The sequence below is a fragment of the Blautia sp. 1033sp1_1033st1_G9_1033SCRN_220408 genome (genome assembly GCF_040929965.1).
GTDB classification, from domain to species: Bacteria; Bacillota; Clostridia; order Lachnospirales; family Lachnospiraceae; genus Blautia_A; species Blautia_A ammoniilytica.
In genome coordinates this window covers 1-16434 of record NZ_JBFKZO010000038.1, presented here as the reverse complement: position 1 = coordinate 16434, position 16434 = coordinate 1, and the positions used below count along the sequence as shown (strand labels likewise).

17 protein-coding genes are annotated in these 16434 nt (G+C 43.8%); all 17 read right to left on the bottom strand.

The features are described from left to right. Positions 1 to 88: 88 nt before the first annotated feature. Positions 89 to 1960, bottom strand: coding sequence for a leucine-rich repeat protein (locus AB5916_RS16900; protein WP_368192005.1), 1872 nt, complete (start codon positions 1958 to 1960; stop codon positions 89 to 91). Positions 1961 to 2176: 216 nt separating this feature from the next. Continuing rightward, entirely contained in the window at positions 2177 to 2866 is a 690-nt protein-coding gene (phoU, locus tag AB5916_RS16895; RefSeq protein WP_173727147.1) for a phosphate signaling complex protein PhoU, read from the bottom strand. A gap of 5 nt (positions 2867 to 2871) precedes the next feature. Then, positions 2872 to 3630 (bottom strand): phosphate ABC transporter ATP-binding protein PstB, encoded by a 759-nt coding sequence (pstB, locus tag AB5916_RS16890; protein ID WP_158422489.1) that lies wholly within the window; start codon positions 3628 to 3630, stop codon positions 2872 to 2874. A 4-nt stretch (positions 3631 to 3634) separates the two neighbouring features. Further along, positions 3635 to 4483 carry a phosphate ABC transporter permease PstA gene (pstA, locus tag AB5916_RS16885; protein ID WP_368192007.1) on the bottom strand — a complete coding sequence of 283 codons (849 nt, stop codon included), beginning with the start codon at positions 4481 to 4483 and terminating at the stop codon, positions 3635 to 3637. Positions 4484 to 4508: 25 nt separating this feature from the next. Then, positions 4509 to 5366 (bottom strand): phosphate ABC transporter permease subunit PstC, encoded by an 858-nt coding sequence (gene pstC / locus AB5916_RS16880; RefSeq protein WP_368192003.1) that lies wholly within the window; start codon positions 5364 to 5366, stop codon positions 4509 to 4511. A 103-nt stretch (positions 5367 to 5469) separates the two neighbouring features. Further along, positions 5470 to 6327 carry a substrate-binding domain-containing protein gene (locus tag AB5916_RS16875; RefSeq protein WP_368192001.1) on the bottom strand — a complete coding sequence of 286 codons (858 nt, stop codon included), beginning with the start codon at positions 6325 to 6327 and terminating at the stop codon, positions 5470 to 5472. A 253-nt stretch (positions 6328 to 6580) separates the two neighbouring features. Beyond that, positions 6581 to 6772 carry a hypothetical protein gene (locus AB5916_RS16870; protein ID WP_368191999.1) on the bottom strand — a complete coding sequence of 64 codons (192 nt, stop codon included), beginning with the start codon at positions 6770 to 6772 and terminating at the stop codon, positions 6581 to 6583. A gap of 5 nt (positions 6773 to 6777) precedes the next feature. Then, positions 6778 to 7146: a hypothetical protein gene (locus tag AB5916_RS16865; RefSeq protein ID WP_158422485.1), complete on the bottom strand. Its 369-nt coding sequence runs from the start codon at positions 7144 to 7146 to the stop codon at positions 6778 to 6780. A 224-nt stretch (positions 7147 to 7370) separates the two neighbouring features. Further along, complete coding sequence (locus tag AB5916_RS16860) at positions 7371 to 7805, bottom strand: Rrf2 family transcriptional regulator (protein WP_158422484.1); 435 nt, start codon at positions 7803 to 7805, stop codon at positions 7371 to 7373. A gap of 15 nt (positions 7806 to 7820) precedes the next feature. After that, complete coding sequence (gene cysK / locus AB5916_RS16855; RefSeq protein WP_158422483.1) at positions 7821 to 8753, bottom strand: cysteine synthase A; 933 nt, start codon at positions 8751 to 8753, stop codon at positions 7821 to 7823. 224 nt (positions 8754 to 8977) lie between these two features. Continuing rightward, positions 8978 to 9889, bottom strand: a complete 912-nt coding sequence (locus AB5916_RS16850) for a PHP domain-containing protein (protein ID WP_368191996.1) — start codon at positions 9887 to 9889, stop codon at positions 8978 to 8980. 32 nt (positions 9890 to 9921) lie between these two features. Then, positions 9922 to 10536 carry a class II aldolase/adducin family protein gene (locus AB5916_RS16845; protein WP_158422465.1) on the bottom strand — a complete coding sequence of 205 codons (615 nt, stop codon included), beginning with the start codon at positions 10534 to 10536 and terminating at the stop codon, positions 9922 to 9924. Positions 10537 to 10596: 60 nt separating this feature from the next. After that, positions 10597 to 11679, bottom strand: coding sequence for a Xaa-Pro peptidase family protein (locus AB5916_RS16840; RefSeq protein WP_173727152.1), 1083 nt, complete (start codon positions 11677 to 11679; stop codon positions 10597 to 10599). Positions 11680 to 11698: 19 nt separating this feature from the next. Next, entirely contained in the window at positions 11699 to 13174 is a 1476-nt protein-coding gene (locus tag AB5916_RS16835) for a rhamnulokinase family protein (RefSeq protein WP_368191994.1), read from the bottom strand. Positions 13175 to 13259: 85 nt separating this feature from the next. Continuing rightward, positions 13260 to 14051, bottom strand: coding sequence for a DeoR/GlpR family DNA-binding transcription regulator (locus AB5916_RS16830; RefSeq protein WP_158422462.1), 792 nt, complete (start codon positions 14049 to 14051; stop codon positions 13260 to 13262). A gap of 114 nt (positions 14052 to 14165) precedes the next feature. Further along, entirely contained in the window at positions 14166 to 15146 is a 981-nt protein-coding gene (locus AB5916_RS16825; protein ID WP_158422461.1) for an ABC transporter permease, read from the bottom strand. Continuing rightward, on the bottom strand, positions 15146 to 16434 hold a 1289-nt coding region (locus AB5916_RS16820), incomplete at its 5' end, for a sugar ABC transporter ATP-binding protein (protein ID WP_368191991.1). The genes AB5916_RS16825 and AB5916_RS16820, both read right to left, overlap by 1 nt.

Below are 16434 nucleotides of genomic sequence, written 5' to 3'. Positions count from 1 at the left end.
ATACTTCTCCTGCGCACCTCTGCAATCCTGCCGGAGGCTATATCAGCTGGGGGATTGACTCCCAGCTGATATAATATTTGAGAAAGAGTTATTTACGGATAACCTTAATATCCTTTGTGATCTTTGCAGCCTTTAAGTACTTTTTGTATGCTTTGTATTTTGCTTTTGGAACGTAGATCTTTGCTCCCTTCTTCACCTTACGGAAGGCATTTACCTCAATCTTCTTCACTGCTTTGGATCTGATGGTGATCTTCTTCAGGTTTTTGCAGCCCTCAAAAGCCTGTCGTCCGATCTTTGTGATCTTCGCTCCTATTGTTACCTGAGTAAGCTTCGTATTATTTCTGAATGCTTTTGCATTGATGGACGTAACCTGATATGTATAGCTGCCAAGCTTTACAGATGCAGGAATGGTGATCTTTTTCTCTGTTTTCTTTACAGGACGCATCACCGTCACAGTCTTTTTGGAAGCTGTGGATGCTGTCACCTTGTAGATCAGCCCTTTTACCTTATGCTGGCTTCCCTTCTTAGGAAGAGCAGGCGCAGCTGTAGGTGTTGGTGTATGTGTGTTTCCCGGTGTTACACTTTGCTCCGGTGCCTTGGTAGGCGTTGGTGCTGTGCTTGGCAACGGTGCTTCTGATGGCAACGGTGCTGTGCTTGGCGTCGGTGCTTCTGATGGCAACGGTGCTGTGCTAGGCATCGGCTCCGTACCACCAGACCACTTGGCATACAGATCTGTAATATAATCAGACCGAGTGGTCCAGAACGGGATCTTCCAGTCAGCATGTCCGGTCGTATCATAAGTCCGGTCATCCTGGAAGCCGTAGAACTTCTGGCTGAAATTCTCGTCCAGGTACCAGCCCTCAAATTGATACCCTGCTCTCACCGGAGTATAATTCACATCTGTATACTTACATGGATAGGTAGAATCCTTATCCCGATCCACCTCACTGATCCAGATGTCCTGCCCATTTACCGTACCTCCGTTTCCATGGAATACAGCGGTATAGCCCTTATTAAAGCTGAACCAGAAATCTCTGTTTTGAGAATTGTTGTCATCGGCAAATAGAGCAAAATATCCAGGCCAGTATTCAAACACATAATAGGTCTGTCCATTTTCCTGTCCCTTCACAGCCTTTTCCCCAAACAGAGAGTGTCCCCCATTATAAGAGCCTATTGCAGCACAATGATTTCCTTCTTTTACAGGTGCCCAGATCTTTACTGTACGAGGTTCCAGAGTTGCTACCGTATATGTGGATGGATTGTTTTTCCCCTGAAGCGTACCTCCATCCAGATCATAGGTGATATCGCACTCTGGATCAAAAATCTTCAAATACATGGATTCCCGCCGAAAATTATAAGTCCTGATCGTTTGTCCTGTCAGATTATCTTTTTCATCCAGCAGACCACTTGTAGACTGCCCATCCGGCAGATAGGCCGGCCCCTGTCCATTACCGTAGATCTGGATCACTTTGTCTGTGTTATTCTTAAAGCCTGTGATCACTTCTATGGAACTGCCCTGCTGATTGTAAACCTTGCCTTTAACAAACTCCAGACCCTGCAGCACATTATTCAGCCTGTCATTCTCAATACCTGCCTTATACCCATCTGTAGGAAGCCCAGAAATATAGGAAGCGGTGTAGGGTCCTGTTTTCATACTTTCCTTGGTATAATAAAAATATTTCTCTACATCCATGGATACTACCTGCGTAATGTGCTCAGGTTCGCCACTGGTCCGAGACACATTCTTCCTGCCTTCCATCTTCACGGTATCCCCCGGCATAATCGGACCACAATAAAAGTCATTTTCTCTTGTAACTGTTTTTGTTGCATTTACCTGGCACGTGGTACCTTCTGTACATATGAGATCCCTTGCAGCTGCCGGAACCTGGGTCAGCATCACTGCTGCTGCCGCTGTCCCCAAAGCCACTGCCAGCCTGTGCAGCCATCTTCCTTTTTTCATTCTCAATAATCATACCCTCCTTTTCCTTCAGTCAGTCTTTTCTCTATTTTACTATATATTTTCTTATAAATTATGATATTTCCGATTTTGTCATTGCCAAAACCGGAAAACTCCCTTAAACGCCAAAAAGAGCTGCCACGTTTTCATGCAGCAGCTCCCTATAGGGGATAGGGTCAAAACCCTTAACAAATTATAGACAGATAGTTGCTTCATGAATTATTTCATAAAAGCAGCCATCTCTTTTTCAAAATCATACTCATGCTCGTTATTTCTGTGCTCTCCTGTAATGGCAAACTCCACCCATTCAGCAATATTCACGGCATGATCACCAATTCTCTCAAAATATTTTGCAGTCATAAGAATATCCAGACCAGTACGCGCATCCAGCTTTTTTCCGTAGATCTGATCCGCCAGATTCTCCTTGATCTCATTGAAAGCATTGTCCACAATGTCATCACTGTTGATCACATATCTGCTCTTTTTAAGATCCATGTCCACAAAAGCTTCAATGCTTCCCTGAACCATATGTACCGTAGCATCTGCGATTCCTGCAATATCTGCGGACACCTTTACTGCTGCAGTATCCATATGAAGCGCCAGATCTGCAATATCTGCAGCCTGATCTCCGATTCTTTCCATATCTGCCACCATACGAAGTGCAGCTGAGATTCGCCGAAGATCTCCGGCAACCGGCTGCTGAAGAAGCAGCAGCTTCATGCATTGTCCTTCAATCTCACGCTCTTTTGCGTCAATATCCCGATCCGTTTCAAATACCTGACGGACGACCTGATCCCCGCCTCCACGAACAGCTTCTGCGGAAAGAGTAATCGCCTGTTCGCACAGATTTCCAATTGCGATCATCTGTGCATGCAATTCTTCCAGCTTTCTTTCAAAATGCGTTCCCATAGTCTTTAACCAAACCTTCCTGTAATATAGTCCTCTGTTCTCTTATCCTGAGGCATGGAAAACAGCTTCTGTGTCTTGGCAAACTCTACCACTTCGCCTAGTAAAAAGAATCCTGTTTTGTCGGAAATTCTGGTTGCCTGCTGCATATTATGTGTAACGATCACAATGGTATAGTCCTTCTTTAATTCCATTGCCAGTTCCTCAATCCTTGAAGTAGAAATAGGATCCAGCGCAGAAGTAGGTTCATCCATAAGAAGAACTTCCGGCTGCACTGCCAGAGCCCTTGCAATACAAAGACGCTGCTGCTGGCCGCCGGACATCCCCAGTGCGCTCTTTTTCAATCTGTCCTTAACCTCGTCCCAGATTGCTGCATCACGCAGGGATTTTTCCACGATCTCATCCAGTTTTGCCTTGGAACGGATCCCATGTGTTCTTGGTCCATAGGCAATATTATCATAAATACTCATAGGGAAAGGATTGGGCTTCTGGAAAACCATACCTACTCTTTTTCGCAGCAGATTCACATCCATATCTCCGTAAATATCCTGTCCATCCAGTTCTACTTTTCCTGTAATCTTACATCCTTCTACCAGATCATTCATCCTGTTCAGGGACTTTAACAACGTAGATTTTCCACAGCCGCTGGGGCCGATAAATGCGGTTATTTCCTTCTCAGGTATTTCCATATTGATGTTCTTTAACGCATGGAAATTGCCATAATGCAGATCCATATTACTGATCTGGATTTTCGTTTTTTCACTCATAAAATTATCCTTTCGCTATCCTTTTTGCCACACGGCCGGACAGCCAGTTAATAAGCATTACAAAGAACAAAATGATCACAGCCGTTGCTGCTGCCTGGTTCATGTGCAGACCTTCACAGGAAAGTACATACATATGAAGAGCCAGAGTACGTCCTGAGCCCATCAGGCTGTCCGGGACTTTCGGAAGTGTACCGGAGGTATAGATCAGCGCAGCTGTCTCACCAACTACTCTTCCTACTGCAAGGATCACACCTGCCAGGATCCCTGGAACTGCAGAAGGAAGTACAATAGTAAATATCGTCCGAAGCTTTCCTGCACCAAGGCCAAAACTGGCTTCCCGGTAGGAATCAGGAACTGATTTTAATGCTTCCTCTGATGTACGCATGATCAGTGGAAGGATCATGATCGCCATCGTAAATGCACCTGCAAGCAGGGACATTTTCCACTTCAATGCTGTTACAAAAAACAGCATACCAAACAGACCGAATACAATGGATGGAATACCGGAAAGTGTTTCTGCCGTAATACGGATCACATTCACAAGGCGGCTTCCTTTTTTTGCATATTCTACCAGATAGATTGCTGCAAAAATTCCCAGCGGTGCAGCAATTACCAATGATACGATTGTCATGATAAAGGTATTGATCAGCGCCGGAACAAGTGAAACATTATCGGATGTATATGTGAAGGAAAACAGATCCTTATTCAGATAAGGAACTCCTTTTACCAGTATATATGCGATCAGGAATAATAACACTGCAAAGGTTATACCTGCTGCCAGGATCGTTAAAAATTTCAGGATTTTTGATCCAATATATTTAGGTTTTGCTGGCTTCGTCCTTGTATAAGCCATAGAACCTCCTATCGTCATTGCTGCATCACCCTTCATTTTCGCTCCTCCTGTTCAGCAGAGAAAGACTGAGATTTATGATCAGAATAAATACAAACAACACAACAGCCGTTGCAATCAGTGCCTGCCTGTGCAATCCGGTTGCATACCCCATATCTGTTACAATATTCATTGTCATTGTACGCACACCTTTCAGCAATCCTTTTGGCATTCTGGGCTGATTTCCGGCGATCATTACCACTGCCATGGTTTCTCCGATGGCACGGCCGATCCCCAGTACAATACCTGCCAGGATTCCTGATTTTGCCGCTGGAAGCATAACCGCATATATGCTTCTTTCTTTTGTAGCTCCAAGAGCAAGCGACCCTTCATAATAGCTTTCCGGTACCCCCCGGATGGCTGCTTCTGTCACACCTACAATGGTAGGTAGGATCATGATCCCAAGCAGAATAATTGCAGCCAGCATGCTGGCTCCGGGTCCGCCGAATACGTCCCGGATCAAAGGAACGATCAGTACAAGTCCAAAAAATCCATATACGATGGATGGGATTCCGGCCATCAATTCAATCCCTGATTTCAAAACACCATAAATCCTTTTGGGACAATATCTGGCCATAAATACGGATGTTAAAACCGCAATAGGAACTCCTACCAGAATTGCTCCACCAGTAACATAAATACTGGCAACGATCATTGGAAGGATTCCGAATTTGTTGTTAGAAGGTTTCCATTCCTGTCCAAACAGAAACTTTAATGGTCCGATCTGTGCAATGGTAGGGAGTCCATTGGCAAACAAAAAAATACAGATCAGAAGTACTGCCAGAACAGAAGTGCATGCAGCGATCAGAAATACCATCTTCATGCCTTTTTCTTTTACTCGATTCATAAATACACCTGTCTTTTTTCATAGATACAGTTACATGTTACAACGCCGATGCCCTGTTATTTCCAAAGCACCGACGCCGTTTCGCTTGTGATATCAAGGATTTTTATTTCGCCAGATCATCCCAGGTAGTTGTCTCGCCTGTGAAAATGGATTTTACCTGATCGCTGGTAAGCTCATCTACATCATTGTCTTTGTTTACGATTACTGCAATACCATCTCTTGCGATTTCCTGTGCAGTAAGACCATCTTTCTCCTCATCTTTCAGATCACGGGATGCCATACCAATGTCACAGATACCTTCTTTTGCAGATGTGATACCTGTTGTGGAATCGCTCTGCTGTACCTCTACTGTTACGTCTTTGTTTGCTGCCTGATAAGCCTCAGCAAGTTTCTCCATTACTGGTGTTACAGAAGAAGATCCTGCTACAACAACTTTTCCGGATGGTGCTGCGCTCTCATAAGCTTTAGCTTCTGCATCTACTTTAATGTATCCATTGTCCTCGATGATCTGCTGTCCATCTGCGCTCATTATGTAGTTAATAAAATCCTGAGCTGCATCGCTTACAGAATCGCCTGTAACAATGTTAAACGGACGGGATACTTTGTAAGAACCGTCAGATACATTCTCTACGCTGGCTTCTGCACCGTCGATCTTTACAGCCTTTACTGTGTCATCCAGAGATCCAAGAGAAATATATCCAATTGCATTCTCATCACCAGCAACTGTTGTCATCATAACGGATGTGCTGTTTGTGATGCTTGCTTCCTCTGTAGTCATATCTACCTTCTCATCACCCTGTTTTTCTTCTATTCCGAACAGTTCGATAAATGCGCCTCTTGTACCGGAACCATCCTCACGGGATACAACGGTGATATCTCCGCTTGCTGCGCTTACTGTACCTGCAAATGCTGTAGCTCCTAATACTGCTGCTGTTAAAACTGCTGCGATTTTTTTCTTCATGATAATCTTTCTCCTCTTTCTTGATTCGCTTTATTTAATTTTTCCTGTTGCCTCATTTACAGGTGCTATTGTAGATGCCCTTTGTAAAAGGAAAAAGCGTAGTTTTGTTAAAAACATGTAAAAGAAATTGTGAAAAAGTAAAGTTCTGTGTTTGTACGCTTACAGTAGAATCTCTTTCAGAGCATAAAAAAAGAGCCCCTTGGGACTCTTTTTTCTTGCATTTCCGTTTTTATCCGGTTATTTGGAAAACAAATTATAATCCATATTCTTTATATAGCTTTTCTCGATATTCTTTATCCTCAGAAGCTCTTTCTGCATCAGAATACTTTTTATTTTTCAAGAGGATATTCATAAGCATTCCCAAACGATTTTCACCTATCTTCTCTCCCTGCTCTTTACCTATCTTTTTCCCTTTTTTCTCTCCCTGCTCTTTGGCATAAGCCACCATACTTAGCATATCCGCCACCTCCTTTTGGCATACTTCATTGTCCGGATCTGGAATATATGATAATACTTTTTCCTGATTACCAGAATGTCAAATGTTGCAGCAGCTTCATCAGTGGTATGTAACTCATTTCTTTCTCCCCGTATCGTTTTCGCCATGTCTTCTTCAATTAACGCTGTGCCGGTTTGTATCGTATCTCCTTCAATACATTCCATGATTTCTTCCAGGGAACAGTTTTTATATTCCTCTACAGTATATTTAAGAATATTGCTCATGATCGGCTTATATGAAAAAATACTCTTGGCCGACTGATCTTTTGATTCTTTTCCTCGTATCGCATTCATTGACTCAGAAATACTATTTTTAACATTCATAAGAATCTCCTGTTGTCTGCGATTTACTTGTATTTCAATGATACCCCAGAGTCAAAATTTCGTCAAATGTTTGTTGTTTTCCAAATATTATCAAATTCGACAAACTAATTGCCTACATTTCATATGGAAATATTTACTTCTTTCATCATAAGCTATAATGCATAAAACTCCCCAGCCAGGTACAATACCTGTACAGGGGAGTTTTCAATTATCTTATAAAAATGTTAAATCACATAATCGTCTGCTCTGGCGTTCTGCCAGGAAAGAAGTTCCTCCAGACTTACATGATCTACCACACTACTGATGGCATCATCCAGCTTCTTCCACAGCATACGTGTGACGCAGGTGTCTTCCCTGTCACAGCTGCCATTTTCTTCAGCAGCACAGTCAACCGGGCAAAGACTGCCTTCTGTAAGCCTGAGTATCATACCAACCGTATAATCTGCCGGTGTCCTGGATAAAGAATAACCGCCCTGGGGACCTCGCACGCTTCTGACAAATCCGGCTTTATTTAATATAGAAATTATCTGTTCCAGATATTTTTCGGAAATTCCCTGCCTCTTTGCCACATCTTTCAAACGGATCGGTGTTCCCGAATCATTGCTGGCAAGATCCAGCATCAGACGAAGGGCATACCTGCCTTTGGTAGATATCTTCATACCATGCCTCCGTAATTATTTTGTAAATAATGGTGTAGAATAATATCTGTCACCACTGTCCGGAAGAAGGGCAACGATGGTTTTTCCTTTGTTCTCCGGACGTTTGGCCAGCAAAATAGCTGCATACAGGGCTGCACCTGAGGAAATACCGGTAAGGATTCCTTCATTCTTAGTCAGCTTTCTGGATGTTTCAAAAGCATCCTCATTTTCTACCTTGATCACTTCATCATAAATCTTGGTATTCAGGATATCCGGAACAAATCCGGCACCAATCCCCTGGATCTTATGCGGACCGGCTTTTCCCTCAGAAAGAACCGGAGAGGTTGCAGGCTCAACAGCCACTATCTTAACCTCTGGCTTCTGGCTCTTCAGGTATTCACCAACACCTGTCAGTGTGCCGCCTGTGCCAACACCTGCTACAAAAATATCTACCTGTCCGTCTGTATCATTCCAGATCTCAGGACCTGTTGTTGCAATATGAGCTTTCGGATTTACAGGATTTACAAACTGTCCTGGGATAAAGCTGTCCGGAATCTCTTTTGCCAGTTCATTTGCTTTCGCAATAGCGCCAGTCATACCTTTTGTACCATCTGTAAGTACGATCTCAGCTCCATATGCTTTCAGAATGTTACGTCTCTCAACACTCATTGTTTCCGGCATGGTCAGGATGATCCTGTATCCTTTGGATGCTGCAATGGCAGCAAGGCCGATCCCTGTATTTCCTGAAGTCGGCTCAATGATCGTAGAACCCTTCTTCAGTGCGCCTGTCTTCTCTGCATCTTCGATCATTGCTCTTGCAATACGATCCTTTACGCTACCTGCCGGATTAAAATATTCAAGCTTCAGCAGCACAGTTGCCTCAAGTCCTTCTGCCCGCTCAATATTCTCAGCCTCCAGAAGAGGTGTGTTTCCAATCAGATCTAAAATGCTCTTATTAATCTTTGCCATAATCATTCTCCTTTTCTGCCTGCTGCCTGACACCGGCTATGCCGCTTGGACTGGTCTGGCGCTGCGTCCGGCTTCTCTTTTCCTAGTTATCATATATGAATTGCGTATTTGATGTTTCTGATTATAGCGAGCATTTCCTACTTTGTCAATAGGTTTTTGTGATTTTTCAAAAAAACCGGAAGGCCACTGTGCCATCCGGTTTTTTGCTTTCACTGTACTGGTTTTTACTTTCTCAGCTTTTCTATATGCTGCGTATAATACTGATAGGTTACGCCACACTCTCCCAGTTCCCTGGGATTGGGTATGCCTGTTTTCTGGTCACCATGAAAATCCGAACCTCCGGAAAAGAAAATGCCCTTGCTCTGATACCTGCTTCGGATCTGCTGCTCCAGCTCTGCTTTGGAATCTCTGCCAGCGTAGCTTGACTTATCGTAGGTATAGCTTGCCTCTATACCATCCAGTCCGGCATCTACCAGCATGTCCATATACTGGAAACGAGTCATAGTCTTGCCTTGATAGGGAGGATGTTCTTTTACCAAAAACGGGTGTGCCATGATCGCTATACCACCTGTTTTGTGAAGCAGCTGAATGATCTTTACAGGATCCGGTTTCTCCCGGTTGGTCTGGAATTCCGGTACAGACTGTACCAGACGCTTTGCCTTAGCCCAGTCCACGGCATATCCTTTTGCAGCCAACAGCTCATACACTAACTTTTTCTGGACAGTTTCCGGACAATCAGTTTTCCCTGCATGTTCCAGAACCTCCTGCCAGGATACTTGATACCCGGCCTTTGCCATCTTTCGGATCATTTCCTGATAGCTTTCCATCCTGCTTGTCTGGACACCATGTTCCAGATCCGCAAACGCAGGATCATCCCAGTTACAGTACAATCCAATAATATGGACGTCGTCATTCCAGGTATCGCAGGATACTTCGATTCCCGGCAACAGCCGGATTCCTTTCTCAGCCCCATATGAAACAAGATCAATTCCTTTCCAAATGGCTGGCAGCGTCATGTCATGGTCAGTAATGGCCATAACTTTCAGCCCAAGAGACGCAGCACGGTCAATGGATTCGATTGGTGTCATGTGTCCGTCAGAACGGATCGTATGTGTGTGCAGATCGCAAGCAAACATGTGTGGCTTCTCCTATCATGTTCAAAACCAAATCAGATGTCTTTAATGTTATTTTTAAAGATGTTGCAGATAGCATCTGCTTCAATTCTCTCAAGCATACTGTATGCCATGAAAAGGTCAGATCCAGAAACAACAACCCCATGCAGCGGCATGATAGCTCCGATAGGATATTTCTCAGCCAGTTCCCTTCTCGCGTCAAAATATTTATAAACCTCTTCATGCAGATTCTTTGTATAAGCCTGTGTATATGGAATGCACTCTACAGGGCCTCTCTTCATGGTTGCCTCTGTAATATTGGGAATCGGCTTTGTCTGTGCTACAAATACCATGCAGTACATAGGATGTGCATGGATCGTTGCACCGATATTTTTGAAGTTTTTCAGAAGAAGTACATGCATGTAAGCTTCACGGGAAAGCTTTCCTGTACCTTCCAGAATGTTCATATCATAATCGATCAGTAAGAAATCTTCTGGTTTCATCTCGCAAAAATGTCTTTCAGACATAAGAGATGGAGAGATCAGAATCCTGTTATCATCTACTCTCACTGCAAAATTCCCGCCTGCAGCATTTGTAAGTCTTCTGTCCCACATATAATGTGCAACTTTACTCATATCTTCTCTGTCTTTCATGTAAGATAACTCTGCCATCTTTTCTTTTCTCCTCTTCTTTTTCTTTTCTTTCCATATCAGTCTTCATAAACTATTATATTAAAGAACCAGGATTCCGGGACGAAGGATCTTCTGTCCCTTGTATTCTACTTCTTCATAAACCCATTCCCCTGTATGGGAAACAATTTCCTGTTTGCCGTCAATCACAAGGAAGGTATCCTCTGCCTTTACACCTGCAATGGTCGGATTCCAGGAAAATCCCTGTCTGTCATGCACAACCTCTGTGCAGGCAAAATTGGTACAATAATCTCTGGTAGGATATCCAAGACCGCCTCCCTGGTGATGCAGATCAAAATCAGGGCCATAGCCTTCTGCTTCGTAAACAGCCTTTCCTGCTTCCAAGACGCTGACTGCTGTAACACCTGGAACCGTAGACAGAATATAAGCTGCATCTGCTTTTACTACCGCTTTCAAACGTTTCATCTTGTCTTCGTCCACCTCACCAAAGGATACAATTCTTGAAATAGAAATGGTGAGACCGTATTTCTGTGCACAGATCGCAGCCATTGCATATTTCTCCACCTTATTAGCGGTTGGAATTGGATGACGGAATTTCTTCAATCTGTCATCTGCAGCTACCAGGCAAACCGGCACCTGATATCCTTTTGCCATTAAAGCTCCTGTGATCCTGCCGGCAATCTCAAATTCTGTTTCACCTTTTTTGATCTGCCTTACACACTCTTCCAGAATCCTTGTGCTTTCCGGCCCAATCTGGCGGAACCGGGCGATCTCTTCATCTGTAAGAATGTAACGGAGCGGCTGGATCTCACTGCCTTTATTCTCGCCATAACAACCATTATCACTTACCACTTTAAGCCCTTTAAGATAAGGCTCCAGGATCTTCGCTTCATCCTCATGCCACAAATAACCGATCAATTCAAAACCAAGCCCATCCAGTTCTTCCTCCATCACACGGTATCTTTCACTGGAATTACACACTGCATAGCTTTTATCCTTTGTAATCAGGATCTTAGAAGCCGCAGGCCCTGACTTGTCTACAAAAGCACTTTTTCCCCCTGTGATCCAGAAAAAGTTCTCGTTTGTATTCAGAACCACTGCATCATAGCCCTTTTCTTCCATCAGCTCTCTTACTCTTAAGATCTTTTCTTCTGTTTCCCTCATCTGCCCCAATGCCTCCTTTTCACACACTCTTTAAAAGAGTTTTAAAGTACTGATACTTTTCTTCCCAGACAGCCTGATCTGCAGGTAAAAATTCTTCAATATCAAAGGATTTCCTGATAATTTCCCTGCCCTGTAATACATCCCTGATCTCTCCCTTTGCTTTCATCTGCATCAGGAAGTTGCCAGCCAATGCTGCTTCTGTAGGCCCTACATAAACCGGACGTCTGCAGGCATTTGCCGTAAATTGATCCAATAGTCTGTCCTGACCGCCGCCTCCAAGAATATGGATACAGTCAATTTTCTTTCCGTTGATTTCTTCCAGTGCATCCATTACCCAACGATACTTAAAGGCAAGGCTTTCTTCCACTGCCCGCACAAACTGACCTGGTGTTTCAGGCTCCTTCTGCCCTGTCATGCTGCAGAATTTCCGAATTTTTTCAAGCATTCTGCCAGGCTCGTAAAATTCTTCCCAGTCCGGATCGATGAGAGCTTTAAATGGTGCTTCCTTTGCTGCCAGGGCAGCCAGCTCCCCAAAGGAATACTCCTGATCCATGGTCTGATATTCCCTGCGGCACTCCTGGATGATCCAAAGCCCCATTACATTTTTCAACATACGGTACCTATGTTCCACACCGCCTTCAAATGCAATGTTATATTTAAAAGTAGTTTCATTGGTAAAGAAATCGCAGGTTTCCACTCCCATCAGTGACCAGGTACCACTGCTGATATAAGCAGGATTTCCAGACAGTGCAGGCAGAGCTGCCACTGCAGAAGCAGTATCATGTTCTCCTACTGCGATCACATCAAAGCCGCCTGTCCCAAGCAGGCTTTGCATCTCCCGTGTTGCATGTCCGACCACAGATCCCGGCTCTACAATCGGCGCAAGGATCCTTTCCGGGATCATGAACCTTTTCAGTACTTCCTTGTGCCACAAATTCGTCCGGTAATCAAACATCTGTGTTACAGAAGCAATCGTATATTCTGATTTTCTTTCACCTGTGAGCATATATGCCAGAAGATCAGGCAAATGAAGAAGAGTTTCGCACCCTTCCAGAAGATAACCATCCCCTTGCTGTATCATAGCTGCCAGCTGAATGGCAGTATTAAACAGTGCGTTCTGGTTACCTGTAAGCTGATGAAGTTCTTTTTCAGAAATCAGGTCGTAGATTTTATCCCTGCTTCTCTTTGTACGTGCGTCCCTATAGCAGTGCATCTGCGTGATAATGTCTCCGCTTTTTCCAATAAGGCCAAAATCATTACAGTAGGAATCCATTCCCAGTCCTGCGATCTGGCCGTCTGCTTTCCGGAAGCCCGTCTTAAGACCTTCTATTAGATTTTGATATATTCCAAGAAAATTCCAGTATAAACTTCCATTTGCAGAAATCTGACAGTTGGGGAACCTGTGGATCACTTCTGTGTCCAGCCTGTTTCCATCAAAGCTTCCCAGCATCATTTTTCCGCTGCTCGCTCCTAAATCGAATGCGATATATTTCATGTAAAATCCTCCAGTCTTATGGCCGGAGACGTTTCCTGTGAAATACTTTACCGGCAGCCATCCGCAGATGGCCGCCATTTCATTTTTATTGAAGTGTTACGATCTCAGTTCCCTGAGATTCAATGAAGTGCCTGTATTCTTCGGAAACCGTCTCGTCCGTAATCAGACAATCAATGAAATCAAACTGAGAAAGAACTACCACACCTGTTTTGCCGATCTTGCTGGAATCTGCAAGCAGAAATGTTTTCTTTGCCTGCTTCAGCATTTCACGCTTTGCATCCACCTCATAAATACTTCCGTCTGTGATCCCGTCTGTCATACTGATTCCATGACAGGAAACGAATGCTTTATTAGGACGGAAATTGTGGATCTGTTCCACAGCCATCACTCCTGTAAGAGAGTAATTCTTGGACTTCAGCAAACCTCCCAGACAGATAAACGTCAGGCTGGGATGGTCCGCAATGGACGCTTCCACCAGAAGCCGGATGGAATTAGTAATGATCGTCACCCGATAATCCTGCGGTATGTAAGATACCAGATTCAAAGTAGTGGAGCTGTTGTCGATAAAGATGGTGTCCCCATCTTCAATATACTCTGCTGCCTTCTGGCAAAGCCGGATCTTTTCAGAGTAATTCCGGATCTCCCTGGTAAGAAGGGGATACTCCTTCACTCCTTTGGATGCCTCTGATAAAACTGCTCCTCCATGTACTCGCTGGATGATCCCTGCTTCTTCCATCTCTTTCAGGTCACGGCGGATGGTTTCCTTTGATACCTGGAGTATCTCAAACAATTGATTCACATTAATGCGTTCATTTTTTTCCAGAAGCCGGGCAATGTGTGCCTGTCTTTCTTTATTCTTTTTTCTGTTGTCATTCATTACAGATTACCTCCGGTATCAATTTGATATAGTACTAAGAATGGTATGATTATATCACGAAATCCATACCGGAACTATCGTTTTTCAGGAAATTCCTGACATTTTTACTTTTGATTAATGAATATCTCCATTATTCTTGATACTGTCTACCATTACTGCTACGAAAATGATCAGTCCTTTGAAAATATTCTGGATATATGCAGAAGCTCCAATAATGGTAAGTCCGTTGCTGATGACCTGTACCATAACGATACCAATGATCGCTCCCGGGATCACCTTTCCTTTACCGCCGAAAAGGCTGGCCCCGCCGATAACTGCTGAGGAAATAACAGTAAACTCATCATTCTGTGCAAAGTTAGGATTAATAACACTAAGTCTTGCCGCATTCACCATACCTGCAAGTCCTGCAAGTGCACCACATATTGCATAAGCGATAAATACAACTCTTGGTCCGTTGATACCCATTTTATTTGCACCGGTCAGGTTGTTGCCACAGGCAAACAGCTGACGGCCATACTGGGTTTTTGTAAGGACAAAATGTCCAAGAATAACAACTGCAAGGAAGATGTAAACCATCAGCGGGATACCAAAGATCCTGGTAGAAGAGAAAACTCTTACCTTTGCATCCAGGAAAAGCATCTGCTGATTGGTAAACATAAGTCCAAGTCCTTTTGCCACACTGTAGGTTGCAAGGGTCGTGATAAACGGTACGATCTTCAGTCTGGATACGCAGAAACCATTGATACATCCGATTAACAGACCGCTTAAGCAGGATCCTACAAAGCAAAGGATCAGCGGGCATCCAAGATTGTTCAGAAGCGTGGTTCCCACAACTGCTGAAAAGTACATATTGGATGCTACAGAAATATCAATACCTCCGGTGATCAATACAAAGAACATACCTACTACAGAGATTCCCAGTGTAGAGGAAAGCTGAAGTACTGTGATCGCATTGCTCAGGGAAAGGAAACCTGTGGACTGTACGGAGAAATAAATGATCATAATCAGGAATATGATATAAATTCCGTAATTACAGAAGGTATCCACCAGTTTTTTTCTAAAAATCGCATCTTTTCTTGCCTGGGATGTTTCCATTACTTTCCACCTCCTGTTGCTATTGCTGCTTTCATAATACCTTCCTGGCTGTACTCCCCTTTTTCAAGCTCACCGGTGATCTTGTTATGGCTCATTACCAGGATTCTGTCACACATACCCATCAGTTCTTCCATTTCAGAAGACACGATCAGGATAGAAGATTTATTCTTTGCAAGATCATTGATAATGCTGTAGATCTCGTATTTTGCTCCTACATCCACACCTCTTGTAGGCTCATCCAGGAAGAAGATCTTCGGCTCCTTCAGTACCCATTTACCAAATACAACCTTCTGCTGATTTCCACCAGAAAGATTGATCACAGCCTGTTTGGATGGATCAAAGGTTTTGACCCGCAGTTCCTTAACGATCTTATCTGTATGCTCTGACTCTTTTTGACGATTGATAAATGACTTGTCACAAATATCATCCAGGCTGGCCATAACCACATTTTCCTTGATGGTCTTCGGCATCATCAAACCTTCCTCACGACGGTTCTCTGTGATAAATGCCATGCCATTCTTAATACAGTTGATGGGGGTGATTGGAGCGATCTCCTGTCCTTTGTATGAAATATGACCCTCAGAAATAGGATCCACACCAAACAGACAGCGAAGAAACTCGGTACGGCCTGCTCCCATCAGTCCGAACAGTCCCAGGATCTCTCCTTCACGGATCTCAAGGCCAAGATTTTCAAATCTGCCCTCCTGGCAGATGTCCTTTGCCACAAAGGCTACTTCACCAATTTCTTTTTCCACGGTAGGATAAATATTATTCAGCTCACGGCCAACCATCTGCTTGATAACCTCTGCATTGGTTGTCTCGGAAGCTTTCTTCTGGGAAATGATCTCCCCATCACGTAACACCGCAATCTCTTCGCAGTGTTCAAATACATCCTCCAGGATATGGGAAATAAAGATCATGGATTTTCCTTTTTCCTGAAGTAGGTGCATGATACCGAACAGCTTTTCTTTCTCTTTATTCGAAAGGGATGTGGTAGGCTCGTCCAGTACAATGATCTTTGCGTCCTGCATAATGGCCTTAATGATCTCGATCAGCTGCCGCTGTCCCATGGGAAGGGTTCCTACGATCGTATTTGCATCAAAGCCTTCAATGCCCAGCTCCTTCAGCTGCTCATTGGCGATCTTTTTCATTGTTTTCTTATCAATGGTTTTTGCTTTTGTCCTTTTCATCTCTGTGATGAAAAGATTCTCATATACGGTCAGGTTGGTAAAAAGGTTCAACTCCTGATGCACAAATGCAATACCTGCTGCCTTTGACACCTTTGGAT

Bases quoted from the DNA above. Each gene is read 5' to 3' on its own strand.
- AB5916_RS16875 (WP_368192001.1), bottom strand. From the start codon at position 6,327: ATGAAGAAAAAAATCGCAGCAGTTTTAACAGCAGCAGTATTAGGAGCT.
- AB5916_RS16860 (WP_158422484.1), bottom strand. From the start codon at position 7,805: ATGAAGATATCTACCAAAGGCAGGTATGCCCTTCGTCTGATGCTGGAT.
- AB5916_RS16840 (WP_173727152.1), bottom strand. From the start codon at position 11,679: ATGAGGGAAACAGAAGAAAAGATCTTAAGAGTAAGAGAGCTGATGGAA.
- cysK (WP_158422483.1), bottom strand. From the start codon at position 8,753: ATGGCAAAGATTAATAAGAGCATTTTAGATCTGATTGGAAACACACCT.
- pstA (WP_368192007.1), bottom strand. From the start codon at position 4,483: ATGGCTTATACAAGGACGAAGCCAGCAAAACCTAAATATATTGGATCA.
- AB5916_RS16825 (WP_158422461.1), bottom strand. From the start codon at position 15,146: ATGGAAACATCCCAGGCAAGAAAAGATGCGATTTTTAGAAAAAAACTG.
- AB5916_RS16900 (WP_368192005.1), bottom strand. From the start codon at position 1,960: ATGAAAAAAGGAAGATGGCTGCACAGGCTGGCAGTGGCTTTGGGGACA.
- AB5916_RS16830 (WP_158422462.1), bottom strand. From the start codon at position 14,051: ATGAATGACAACAGAAAAAAGAATAAAGAAAGACAGGCACACATTGCC.
- pstB (WP_158422489.1), bottom strand. From the start codon at position 3,630: ATGAGTGAAAAAACGAAAATCCAGATCAGTAATATGGATCTGCATTAT.
- AB5916_RS16850 (WP_368191996.1), bottom strand. From the start codon at position 9,889: ATGTTTGCTTGCGATCTGCACACACATACGATCCGTTCTGACGGACAC.
- AB5916_RS16865 (WP_158422485.1), bottom strand. From the start codon at position 7,146: ATGAATGTTAAAAATAGTATTTCTGAGTCAATGAATGCGATACGAGGA.
- phoU (WP_173727147.1), bottom strand. From the start codon at position 2,866: ATGGGAACGCATTTTGAAAGAAAGCTGGAAGAATTGCATGCACAGATG.
- pstC (WP_368192003.1), bottom strand. From the start codon at position 5,366: ATGAATCGAGTAAAAGAAAAAGGCATGAAGATGGTATTTCTGATCGCT.
- AB5916_RS16835 (WP_368191994.1), bottom strand. From the start codon at position 13,174: ATGAAATATATCGCATTCGATTTAGGAGCGAGCAGCGGAAAAATGATG.
- AB5916_RS16845 (WP_158422465.1), bottom strand. From the start codon at position 10,536: ATGGCAGAGTTATCTTACATGAAAGACAGAGAAGATATGAGTAAAGTT.